This window comes from Paenibacillus violae, assembly GCF_032461945.1.
Lineage (GTDB): Bacteria > Bacillota > Bacilli > Paenibacillales > NBRC-103111 > Paenibacillus_E > Paenibacillus_E violae.
Genome location: NZ_JAWCUD010000001.1, coordinates 1,056,271 through 1,067,280 on the forward strand (window position 1 = coordinate 1,056,271; position 11,010 = coordinate 1,067,280).

Consider the following 11,010-nt stretch of genomic DNA (forward strand, 5'->3'; position numbering starts at 1 on the left):
TGCGGATAGTGGGGGTAAAGTCATTGGAATTTCGGCCATGCATCGATCTACATAGCGGGAAAGTGAAACAAATTGTTGGTGAAACGTTAGGCACAGAAGGAAAAGCCATCATTGAAAACTTTGTATCTTCATATGACTCCAAGTATTATGCGGCAATGTTCAAAAAGGATCAATTAGTTGGCGGGCACGTCATTATGCTCGGAGATGGGAATCAAGATGAAGCCGTAAGTGCGCTTCAGGAATATCCAGGCGGTTTACAAATCGGTGGCGGCATTCACGCTGAGAATGCCATGTATTATTTGGATCGCGGTGCATCCCACGTCATTGTGACGTCCTACATTTTCCGGGACGGACAGCTTAATCAGGAAAATCTGGATAGAATAGTAGATAAAGTTGGAAAGAAACGCTTAGTCATTGATTTAAGCTGCAAAGAGAAGGACGGCAAGTGGTTCGTTGCGACCAACCAATGGAAACAATTAAGCGATTTTGAGCTGAATGAAGAGAATATTCGGTTTCTGGAGCAATACTGCGATGAGTTTCTTATCCATGCCGTCGATGTAGAAGGCAAGCAAAGTGGTATTCAACAAAGTCTGGTCCGCACACTCGCGGAATGGGTTACGATTCCTACAACGTATGCCGGCGGAGCGAGATCCTTCGAGGACATCGAGCTGTTTAAACAATTATCGGCCGGAAAGCTGGATATTACGATTGGCAGTGCATTGGATATTTTCGGTGGAAATCTTCCGTATGATCAAGTTGTCGCCTACATGAAAGAGCAGTGAAGTTGAGTTGAAAAAAGTAGCGAACTCTCCATACGAGAGCGTCAGCTACTTTTTTACATAGGAAAGGATGCATAGGATGGCTCTTTGGAAAAAGTTGTACTATTCGGCTATGGTTCTGACGCTGGTCTTAGTTGTTTTGGGGGAGTTGATTTGGCTCCCGGACCCGCTGCGGCTCAGCGCTACAATCTACTGGATTGATATGATCGACGAACTTATCTATGTCCTCATCCTTATTCCATTACTTTGGATGGCTGGTTCACTGATCCACCTAAGGTCGTACAGACAGCAGCTAGGGATGTGGGTGAGAGCTGCATCCATCATCGTGGCAGGACTGGCCTGTGTCATCATCTTATTGACGGTACCGAAGAAGTTAGAGTATTCGGCAGGAGCATTTATTTTGACCTGGCTGTTGGTTTTGGTGGATTTATTCGTCAATGAGCTGCAAGGGCGCAAGCTGCCTATAAAAACTATAAGTCTTTTTGCTGCAACGATAGGTTTGATGTTGGTGATGTTCTGGCCGACTAAGTACTTAGTGACGTATCCTGGCTTGACGCTAAATATGAACCGCTATGCACATACCAGTGAAAGTAATGTTCATGGAGACATCTCAGGGGTACTGGTGTTTGAACGTCCCGCATTTCCGATTGATTGGGTATATGCGAAGCTCTTCGCGAAGTATTCATTTGAAGTCGAAAATTTAGGGATGACGTTAGGTGAATACAATCAGGAAGTAAGGCTCATGAAGGCCGATGCGAATGCCGCGGGAAGTGCCGTTGCTTTTCAGAAGGTCGGAAAAGGGAAGGGAATCTCGTCCGACGGTGTTCGCATCACAGCCATTCTCAAGGACAGTCCAGCGAGCGGTCAGATTCAATTAGGGGATGTGATCCAACAAGTGAATGGGCAGGCTGTTACCACAGTCCAAGAACTCACTGAGCGTATGAAATCGGTCAAGCCCAATGATCAAGTGGCCCTCATGGTAATGCGCGGCGGCAAACAAGTCAGCGTGCAGGCCAAGACACGCACGAATCCGGATGATCCGAGTCGTGCTGCCTTCGGCATCCAAGTCGAGAACGAAGTGCAATATGATCTTCCAATCCTTGTGAGTTATCATGATTATTTATTGCATGAGGGCGGACCTTCCCATGGTGCAATGCTAGCGCTAACGTTGATTGATCAACTCACTCCTTGCGGTGTAACCTACGGCAATCATGTCGCTGGTACTGGAACTATGGAGCCAGACGGTTCCATCGGACCTGTAGGGGGATTGGAACAAAAAGCCTACACCATTAGCAGAACGAATGCCGATGTTTTCTTTGTCCCGGCCGCGAATGAGTCGGAAGCGAAGAAAGGGGCGCCGAGCCTGCAGATCGTGCCCGTACACACGTTAGATGATATTCTGAACTGGTTAAAAGATCACCCGAAACAAACGGCGGGCCAGCTTTCTTGTCCTTAATTTTTTACCAACATTTATGAAAAGTAGGTTCACTTATATGGCAATGAACGATCAAAACATGTATCGGTTCAGTGAATCTCCCATCTGGGAGCTGCAGCGAGCCTATTATGAAGAGCAGGGCATAAGCGCATGGCAAAATAACGAAGTCCCTGAGTACATCACAAGTAATCCGGTGATTGCCACCTCCTATGCGGAGATTATATTTGGTTTTCTTCAAGATCGGGCACAGTTAGGGTCTCTGTCTGAGCCTGTTACGATCGTTGAGCTTGGTGCGGGCTCCGGTCGGCTCGCCTTTCATGTACTGAAGGAATTGTGCGCCATGAGAGATTATGCAGGAATGACTCTACCCGCTTTTCGTTATGTCATGACGGATTTGGCGCTCAAAAATTTGGCGTACTGGCAGCAACACCCTAGCTTGCGGCCTTTTGTGGAGCAGGGGATCCTGGATTTCGCTGCGTTCGATGCCTTGCAAGATACGGAGCTGAACTTGACGGAAAGCGGCATCAGTGTCCGAAACGGAGACTTGCAGCAACCGCTGCTGGTGATTGCGAATTATTTTTTCGATAGCATTCCGCAAGAGCTGCTCTACGTGGATAATAAGCGAGTTTATGATTGCATGGTATCGCTGCGTTTCACCGATGAGGTCGCTGGTGGCAGCGCCGCTGAAATGCTGGAAAGCGCAACGGTCGAGTATGAATATCGGCTATCTGAGGAATACGAGCAAAAATCATATGCGTACAGCAACGTTATTGCGCAATACACCCAGAAATTAGAAGATTCACATATCCTATTTCCGGTGATTGGTTTGCAGTGTCTTGAACGGTTGAATCAACTTTCGAGGGAAGGATTCGTTCTGCTGACTGCTGACAAAGGAGACCACCGACTGGAAAGCTGGGAGTACTGTGAGCCGCCGCAGCTGATCCATCACGGCAGTTTTTCGTTAACGGCGAACTATCATGCCCTGAGCGAAGTTTGGGAGCAAAAAGGAGCTCTGTGTCTGTTTACACAGCATCCTTATCATCACCTGAACATTGGCTGTATGTTGATGCTCACCCATCCAGCCGGGTACGGAAACACTCGTTTAGCCTATCGGCGATTTATCGAGCGTTATGGCCCGGATGATTTTATCACGATGAAAGAATGGCTCGATGGTTATTTGGAGCAGCTGGAAGTGCCTCAATTTCTTGCCTTTTGGCGATTGTGCGGGTATGATGCACAGTTTTTCCTGCAATTTGCAAGTCAGCTAACGGAGCTGCTGCCGATGTGTGAGGAGGGCGTTTACTCCGATTTACGTCTAGGCATTTACCAGATGTGGGAAGGGTACTACCCGATGAAGGAGCAGCATGAAATGGCTTTGGAGTGCGCAGCGCTTTTGTATCAGATGGAGATGTATCAGGATGCCAGTGTCTTTTTCGAGAAAACGGAAGAAGCTTACCATCAGAATCCGGATGTACTCTATGATAGGGCGATCTGCTATTATGAGGTCGGGGATGTCGATGCAGCTAGGCGTTACGCAGAGCTTACACGGAATTTTGCCCCGGAGCATGAAGGTGCTTTAGCACTATTGGTGCTTATAGATTAACTAGCTGTAAATCAGTCGTGCAAGTACAGAGATGGCGATCACATCGGGTAGGATCGGTTTCTCAAGTAATTAAACCAACCCACCGCGCAAACCACGCACATCGTGATGATGCCCATCAAATCGAACCATTCCTCTTGAAGTAACAGCAGGATACCTGGTTCTTTTTTTATTTGCAGAACAGCAAGTTGCGCTAGTAAGCCGGCTATGACGATTTCGAGCCAAGGCATCTTGAAAAAAAACATTTCCATTTTGGAGGAGAAAAAGAAAAGAAGAAATAAAGCCGGGAGCACGCCTGTTGCGATAAAAACGACATTATCCGAAAGTCTGGCCGATAGTAGAATACTGTCGATGCTCATGACTAGATCCAAAGAAGCTGTGCTGCTGAAAATCCATAATAATGAGAAATGTTTTCTCATTTGATTCTTGGGCAGTACCATTCGAATCGCAAAAAATAACATGATAGCGGCTGTAAACAAGTTGATATAAGGAATTCGATACGAGGACTGGACACAAGCGATGTAGATGATGCGCAGCAAGCATAAGAGACCAAGAAGGTACAATTTGAATTTACTTCTCAGGCTATATCGGTTAAGGGAATTTTGAATCATAATGGCGTTATCGACATTGGTAAATAAATTGTATATGAAAATAATAAACCAATTTTGCATCTTTGGACTTCCTTTCCAGGACATCGGCCTGTCCTCAGAAACTAAGATCATTATATGATTGGAATTCCAAAATAAACCAAATACTACAGATAGAAAAGAGAATATGAATGGAAATAAAAGATCTTGTACGGATAACTGATAAACTTACTGAGTTTAGCATTCCATATGCGCTAGGTGGAAGCGGTTTATTGCACGCTTTGGGACTTGTGGAGCAGATGAATGATTGGGATCTTCTTGTGGAGTGTCCGAAAGAAAAGCTTACTGAGGCCATTCACGGGTATTCCTGGCAGGAACAGACAAGTGGAGAGGGTCTTTTTGCGAGCGAATATCGGATCCAAGTTGCACCTTTATCCATTGATTTTATTGGTTATTTCGCACTGCGGAGCACAAAAGGGATCGTGAAATTGCCTCTTGGGAAAAGGGACGGGAGTACTTGGCAGGGTATCCCATTGAGCGCGCCTGAAACTTGGTATGTGGCATATAAAATGATGGGGCGGGAGCCTAAAGCAGAGCTACTGTATAATTATTTGAAAAATATAGACAGGAGCGAAGAAATCATAATAGAGCTTGTAAGACACGAGATGATGGATGAGTCAATTAAAGCGGACTTGCTTAAGCTGCTTGGTTGAACGTTGAAATAAGTGTTTCCATGGGAAATTTTGCAACATTTTTCGGAGGGATAACGTTAAGAGGGTAACGACACATCGAGTCATCTCAAAAAGGGTAAAGGAGAGAATGAGGATGAAAAAATTAGCCGCTATAACATTAACGTCCTTGTTAATCAGCTCATTGGCTTTTAGTTCGGCATTTGCCTTTTCTGATCTGGAAGAGGGTCAATCCGATGCTATTATGGCGCTAAAAGACCGTGGGATTGTAAGCGGAATTGACAGCGAGCACTATGTGCCAAAAGGCAAAATCAGCTATGCGCAAAGCGTGCAAATGATTGTAAAAGGCTTGAATTTGAACATGGATACGATACGTTTCATCAAGCAGCCATTGGCGTCGGACACGTACACGAATGTTCCAAATGATGCTTGGTATGCAGACGCCTTCATCATTGCTCATTATAACGGACTGGACATTCCTAAGGATGTTAATCCAAATGCAACCATTTCACGTGAGCAATTCGGGGATTTATTAGTCCGCGCTCTTGAAACGAAAGGCAATTTCCCGCTTGTTAAAATGTTTATTGTGATCAAGGATGAGGATCAAATTAACATCAATTATCAAGGCACTCTGCAAAGATTGCTGTTGTACAAAATCACACAGCTGGATAGCGACGGCAAGTTCAACCCGAAAGCGGAACTTACCCGTGGCGAAGCAGCCAGCTGGGTTTATCAGGCGATTCAATTTGTAGAATCTCATGCACAGAACCAGGCTCCGGTTGAAGAGGTCTCGGTGAAAGTTGAGAAAGTGAATGACGAAGTCAACAAAGTGATATTGTCCAAAGAAATGCCGAGTACCGGATATGGCATTGCTATACAGGCAATTGAGTTCCAAGCAGATGGGCAGGCTGTCATTCGCTATACGATTCAGCAGCCAAAGCCGGGTATGATGTATCCGCAAGTGATTACCGAAGCGAAGGCGGAAACGTTTGTATCTTCCAAATATAAGGCGATCGCTAAACCAGCCGTCTCGCCATGAGTAGTGTCATGCTGCCGCCTTGATTGAGGTGGCGGCATTTTTTGTGCGTCTGTATCACTGTCATTTGGACATGTCCGATGCCAAGTCTCTCTCATAGAATATAGCATCCTATTTTCATAGGAGGTGAGAGAGATGAAAGTAAACTACTATACGTTAACTTTGGGCTTGATCGGTGCAGCCAAATTGATTTTGGACGCGTACGGTATGGACCTTATTAAAGATGCGGATATGAACGCGATTGCCAATGGTGTTGCTGCGTTGCTATCTGTCGTTGGTATTTATACAAACCATCAGAAATCCTAATTCATTTCTAGTAGGGATGGATGTGGGCAAGAAAGCTTCGAGCGATAGCTCGGGGCTTTTTTTATCTGAAAATATGTCCAAAGGTTCTTGAATATCGTCATGGTAACGTTTTCTTGAAATGATTATAGTTAAGTTGCGGGTACGAAATGGAAGAAGGGGGATCGACAAAGAAAAAGCGATAAAAGGGTCCATTGGTGTGGGCACGCCTTATTATCGCACGTCGGTAGTGAGACTGAATTTTTGGCGAAATTCAATCATCACTATAATTTTGACACAAGAGGGTCCTGAGATGCAACTACTATAATCTGTGTTTAAATTGAAGGGAGCTTAAAAACAGGATGAAAATGAACAACTTGAAAGTAATCGGTTTATCTTGTATATCTTTTGCCATGGTTTTGTCGGGATGCTCGACCACGAAAACAGCTGAACCAGCTGCGGCGACAACGGCACCGGCGGCTTCAACAGCAGCAGCGACTAAAGCGCCAGAACCGGCAAAAAGCGGTGAGAAAATAACGATAAACTTCTGGAATCCTTTCTCTGGTAATGACGGTCCATTTATGAAGAAAATTGTGGACAATTATAATAAATCACAAGACAAATTCAACGTGAAAATGACGATTCAACCTAACGGCGACTACTACAAGCTGTTGGATACGGCGATTGCGACGAAAAAAGGGGTTCCTGATGTGGCCATTATGCATCTTGATCAAACGCCTACGTATATTGCCAAAGATTTGCTGCAGCCATTAGATGAAGTGGCTAAATCCGCTGGTGTCGATAAGAGCAACTTCCCGGCAGCAACAGTGGACTATGCGACCAAAGACGGCAAATGGTACAGCATTCCGCTCGATATTCACCCATTGGTGATGTACTACAATAAAGATTTGTTCGCAGCGGCAGGCATCACGGCTCCTCCAACGAATCGTCAAGAATTTGTTGATGCAGCGAAAAAGCTTACAGATCCGTCCAAAGGGATATGGGGAGCGGCGATGCCAACGTTCTGGATTCAGAACTTCTTATTCCCGACGGTATTATTCCAAAATGGCGGCAGCTTCCTTGATGAGAAAGGAAACATTGCTTACAATTCACCGGCAGGTGTTGAAGCTGTTACCTTCATGAGAAGCTTAACCACGATGAAAGTTTCCCCGCCTACGGTGGCGGCGGACGGCGATTTCAACTTGTTCCAGCAAGGTAAAAGCGCCATGCATTTCAACGGCCCATGGGCGAAAGACGCTTTCGATAAAGCGAAAGTGAACTATGGCGTTGCGCAGGTGCCGCAATTAGGTACAGTGAAGCAAGCTGTTTTCGCCGGATCGCACAACTTTGTCATTCCTAAATCAACGACGGATGCAGCGGTGCTGGCTGGTGTCGGCGATTTCTTGAAATATGTATCGAATAATTCCATCGATTGGGCCGAGTCCGGCCAGGCAGTTGCATCCAAAGTCGTTCGTGACAGCGCAGCGTTTAAGGCGATGACACAACAACAAACGGAAGTTGCCAAAGAATTTGATTACGTGCAATTTGCGCCTAAAGTTTTGAACTGGGGTCCAATCTCCGACAGTATTTGGAGTGAACTGGCGAATGCGCTGCAAGGGAAAAAGGATCCGAAAGCGGCACTTGACGATGCAGCTGCGAAATCCACGATTGCGATGAACAAAAAATAATGATGATCGAAGGCAGGCGGGTACACGTTACCCGTCTGCCATTTTAAAAAAAGGAGGGGAAACCCTTGCCTACAACATCCTCTTGGAAATCAAAGCTGACTTCCAGCTTATTCATACTTCCGTATTTTGCGGCCTTTATGGCGTTCACGCTAATTCCGATTATTTATGGTTTTGTGATTAGTCTAAAACAATATAACCTGCTTGATCCCGTACATCCGTTTGTTGGACTGGACAACTACAAGAGCATTTTCACAGAGGGTACACAAGAAAATGATCTCTTTTTTATCGGCATGAAAGCGACTTTGAAATTTGTCATCTTTTCCGTTCCGTTCTTAGTCCTTGTGGGCTTAGGTTTTGCCTTATTGTTAAATGCACTTCCCGACAAACTGCGCTCCTTCTTCCGCTCGATCTACTTCATTCCGTATGCGGTTTCGGCTACTGTGATGGCGGTCATTTGGAAAAGGATGTTCGATGTTACGGGGGGATTCATCAATTTGCTCTTGGCCAAGATGGGGATTCATGAATTTGACCCGATCCCATGGCTGCTGGATAAACCGTTTGTGTGGATTGCGTTGGTCGTGGCGACACTCTGGTGGACGATTGGTTTTAATATGATTATCTTTGTCAATGCGCTTAACGGTGTTCCAGAAGACCTGTATGAAGCTGCCAGAATAGATGGGGCAAATGGTTGGGATAGGCTGAGAAGTATTACGCTGCCATCGATCCGGCCTGTGGTCATCTTTGTGCTGATTACGTCCACGATTGCTTCTTATAATGTATTCGCTCAGCCGAATCTCATGAGTAACGCCGGGGACGAGACCAAGGTTCTGCTTATGGGTATTCTGCAAACGGCTTACACAGCTCGGGAAATTGGTTCGGCATCGGCGATGGCCATTCTGATGGGATTAACGATCATGATCGTATCGATCATTCAATTTAAAGTCACGAGCAGAAAGGAGTAGAGGACGTTGAAACCTTTAAAGCTATTTTATGTGGTGTTGGCCAGTGTGTTAGGCATCATATTTATTTTGCCGATTCTGTGGATGTTTTCCAATTCGTTCAAGACCGACGTAGAAGTAATGTCTCCTGTGTTTCATTTATTGCCGCAGGAATTCACTTGGGATAATTTCCATACGATTTTTGTCGGAGGTGACGTCGAGGTTCCGATTTTTCGTTGGATTTTCAACTCATTCTTTGTAGGGTTTGCTGCGACTTTCTTGGTAATTCTGCTGGACACGATGGCGGCGTACGCGTTAACAAAGCTTGATTTGCCCTTTAAAAAGACTTTAATCGCCTTGTTTGTCGGCTCTTTGATGGTGCCAGGCATTATTTCTTTTCTTCCGCAATACTTGAACTTCAGTAACTTAAATTTGATCAATACGTATTATGTGCTTATTTTGCCTTATTCCGGCGGCGCCCTTGGCGTCTTTCTGTTGATTCAATTTTTCCAATCGTTCCCGATTGAGATTATTGAAGCAGCCAAAATGGATGGGGCAAACAAATGGCATGTGTTCACGTCTGTTCTGCTGCCGTCTTCTGTTTCGATTGTGACAACCTTGGCCATTTTCACGTTCATGGGGGTTTTCAACGATTATGTGTGGCCGTTTTTTACGGTGACCGATTTGGAAATGCGCACGCTCACTGCGGGAATTGCCGTTATGGCTACTGGAAGTTTTGTGCAATCGTATGGTAAATTAATGGCACTTGCCACGCTGTCCACACTTCCAACCCTTCTAATTTTTCTAATCGGGCAGAGACAATTTATTCAATCTATTACAGCCACGGGAGTTAAGCAGTAAACAGGCTGTTTCTCGAGGGTGGTGTGGTCAATAATGCGCATGTTTTTTGTGGTGTTCATCTGCTTCCTGCTTGCAGCGGGTTGCACAAAAGGAGCTGGGAAAGAAGGAATGACGAGGACCTTTACAAATCCAATTCTCGATAATGGAGCCGACCCATGGGTGACTTTCAAAGACGGCACTTATTATTATACGCATACGACAGGTAACTCCATCCGAGTGTGGAAGTCTCAAAAGCTGACGGGGCTTGCTGACGCCGAATATAAGGATGTGTGGTTCCCGCCTGTAGCAGGACCTAATACTTCGAACATCTGGGCGCCTGAGCTGCATTATTTGGAAGGAAAATGGTACATCTATTATGCGGCAGATGATGGTCAGAATGAGAACCATCGCATGTTCGTGCTGGAATCAGAAACAGATGATCCGCAAGGCGGATATATCAATAAAGGAATGATGGATACAGCTGGCAGGTGGGCAATTGACGGGACGACGCTGCAAAAAGAGGACGGTTCCTTATACTTCATATGGTCCGGTTGGGAAGGAACGGTCAATGTCAGTCAGCACTTGTACATTGCTCCAATGAGTAATCCTTACACGATTAGCGGCAAGCTGGTTGAAATTTCGAGACCTACCTATGATTGGGAATTGAATGGTACACCAACCATTAATGAAGGCCCGCAGGTTTTGCTGCATAAGAATCAAATTTATGTCATTTACTCAGCGAGCGGCAGCTGGACGGATGATTATTGTTTAGGGATGCTGAGTGCGACGATGAGTAGTGATTTATTGAACCCGGCGTCATGGAAAAAGCACGAACAGGCTGTTTTTTCCAAAACGGATCAGGTATTCGGACCAGGCCACAGCTCCTTTACGAAATCGCCGGATGGCAAAGAGGATTGGATTCTGTATCACGGTGCGAAGACGCAAGGCTCTGGCTGGAATCGCAATGTGCGTATGCAGCCATTCAAGTGGCATCCGGACGGCTCTCCTGATTTCGGAGTACCGATTGCAGAGGGTGTCCCTATTCCTGTACCGAGCGGTGAATAACATTCGAAACATCTCCATGATTGGGGATGTTTTTTTCGCGATTTGTTGAGGGATCCAAAAATATGTCCATG

Annotated in this window: 11 protein-coding genes; 10 read left to right on the plus strand and 1 reads right to left on the minus strand. The window is 45.6% G+C overall.

What is annotated here, in order from left to right:
• Nucleotides 1-23 precede the first annotated feature (23 nt).
• The 3 genes from hisA to RQP52_RS04740 all read left to right on the plus strand — a co-directional run bounded on the left by hisA (nt 24) and on the right by RQP52_RS04740 (nt 3,817).
• On the plus strand, nt 24-782 hold the full coding sequence (gene hisA, locus RQP52_RS04730) for a phosphoribosylformimino-5-aminoimidazole carboxamide ribotide isomerase (protein ID WP_315949762.1): 759 nt from the start codon (nt 24-26) through the stop codon (nt 780-782).
• A gap of 76 nt (nt 783-858) precedes the next feature.
• Nucleotides 859-2,235 (plus strand): PDZ domain-containing protein, encoded by a 1,377-nt coding sequence (locus tag RQP52_RS04735; protein WP_315949763.1) that lies wholly within the window; start codon nt 859-861, stop codon nt 2,233-2,235.
• A gap of 37 nt (nt 2,236-2,272) precedes the next feature.
• Nucleotides 2,273-3,817 (plus strand): SAM-dependent methyltransferase, encoded by a 1,545-nt coding sequence (locus RQP52_RS04740; protein WP_315949764.1) that lies wholly within the window; start codon nt 2,273-2,275, stop codon nt 3,815-3,817.
• 38 nt (nt 3,818-3,855) lie between these two features.
• Here RQP52_RS04740 and RQP52_RS04745 read toward each other — a convergent pair whose 3' ends face one another.
• Nucleotides 3,856-4,485: a TerC family protein gene (locus tag RQP52_RS04745; protein WP_315949766.1), complete on the minus strand. Its 630-nt coding sequence runs from the start codon at nt 4,483-4,485 to the stop codon at nt 3,856-3,858.
• 107 nt (nt 4,486-4,592) lie between these two features.
• Between RQP52_RS04745 and RQP52_RS04750 the strand changes: the two genes are divergently transcribed.
• From RQP52_RS04750 to RQP52_RS04780, 7 genes are all read left to right on the plus strand, one after another.
• Complete coding sequence (locus tag RQP52_RS04750) at nt 4,593-5,114, plus strand: hypothetical protein (protein ID WP_315949767.1); 522 nt, start codon at nt 4,593-4,595, stop codon at nt 5,112-5,114.
• Between the two features lie 112 nt (nt 5,115-5,226).
• On the plus strand, nt 5,227-6,129 hold the full coding sequence (locus tag RQP52_RS04755) for an S-layer homology domain-containing protein (protein ID WP_315949768.1): 903 nt from the start codon (nt 5,227-5,229) through the stop codon (nt 6,127-6,129).
• Nucleotides 6,130-6,261: 132 nt separating this feature from the next.
• Nucleotides 6,262-6,432, plus strand: coding sequence for a hypothetical protein (locus tag RQP52_RS04760; protein ID WP_164819675.1), 171 nt, complete (start codon nt 6,262-6,264; stop codon nt 6,430-6,432).
• A gap of 338 nt (nt 6,433-6,770) precedes the next feature.
• Nucleotides 6,771-8,096 carry an ABC transporter substrate-binding protein gene (locus RQP52_RS04765; protein ID WP_315949770.1) on the plus strand — a complete coding sequence of 442 codons (1,326 nt, stop codon included), beginning with the start codon at nt 6,771-6,773 and terminating at the stop codon, nt 8,094-8,096.
• Nucleotides 8,097-8,161: 65 nt separating this feature from the next.
• Nucleotides 8,162-9,058 (plus strand): carbohydrate ABC transporter permease, encoded by an 897-nt coding sequence (locus RQP52_RS04770; RefSeq protein WP_315949772.1) that lies wholly within the window; start codon nt 8,162-8,164, stop codon nt 9,056-9,058.
• 6 nt (nt 9,059-9,064) lie between these two features.
• Nucleotides 9,065-9,895, plus strand: coding sequence for a carbohydrate ABC transporter permease (locus RQP52_RS04775; protein WP_315949774.1), 831 nt, complete (start codon nt 9,065-9,067; stop codon nt 9,893-9,895).
• A 33-nt stretch (nt 9,896-9,928) separates the two neighbouring features.
• Nucleotides 9,929-10,939: a glycoside hydrolase family 43 protein gene (locus RQP52_RS04780; RefSeq protein WP_315949775.1), complete on the plus strand. Its 1,011-nt coding sequence runs from the start codon at nt 9,929-9,931 to the stop codon at nt 10,937-10,939.
• The last annotated feature ends 71 nt before the right edge of the window (nt 10,940-11,010 follow it).

Coding starts and splice junctions, on each gene's coding strand:
- RQP52_RS04755 (WP_315949768.1), top strand. CDS start 5,227: ATGAAAAAATTAGCCGCTATAACATTAACGTCCTTGTTAATCAGCTCA.
- RQP52_RS04735 (WP_315949763.1), top strand. CDS start 859: ATGGCTCTTTGGAAAAAGTTGTACTATTCGGCTATGGTTCTGACGCTG.
- RQP52_RS04740 (WP_315949764.1), top strand. CDS start 2,273: ATGGCAATGAACGATCAAAACATGTATCGGTTCAGTGAATCTCCCATC.
- RQP52_RS04750 (WP_315949767.1), top strand. CDS start 4,593: ATGGAAATAAAAGATCTTGTACGGATAACTGATAAACTTACTGAGTTT.
- RQP52_RS04765 (WP_315949770.1), top strand. CDS start 6,771: ATGAAAATGAACAACTTGAAAGTAATCGGTTTATCTTGTATATCTTTT.
- RQP52_RS04760 (WP_164819675.1), top strand. CDS start 6,262: ATGAAAGTAAACTACTATACGTTAACTTTGGGCTTGATCGGTGCAGCC.
- RQP52_RS04745 (WP_315949766.1), bottom strand. CDS start 4,485: ATGCAAAATTGGTTTATTATTTTCATATACAATTTATTTACCAATGTC.
- RQP52_RS04780 (WP_315949775.1), top strand. CDS start 9,929: ATGCGCATGTTTTTTGTGGTGTTCATCTGCTTCCTGCTTGCAGCGGGT.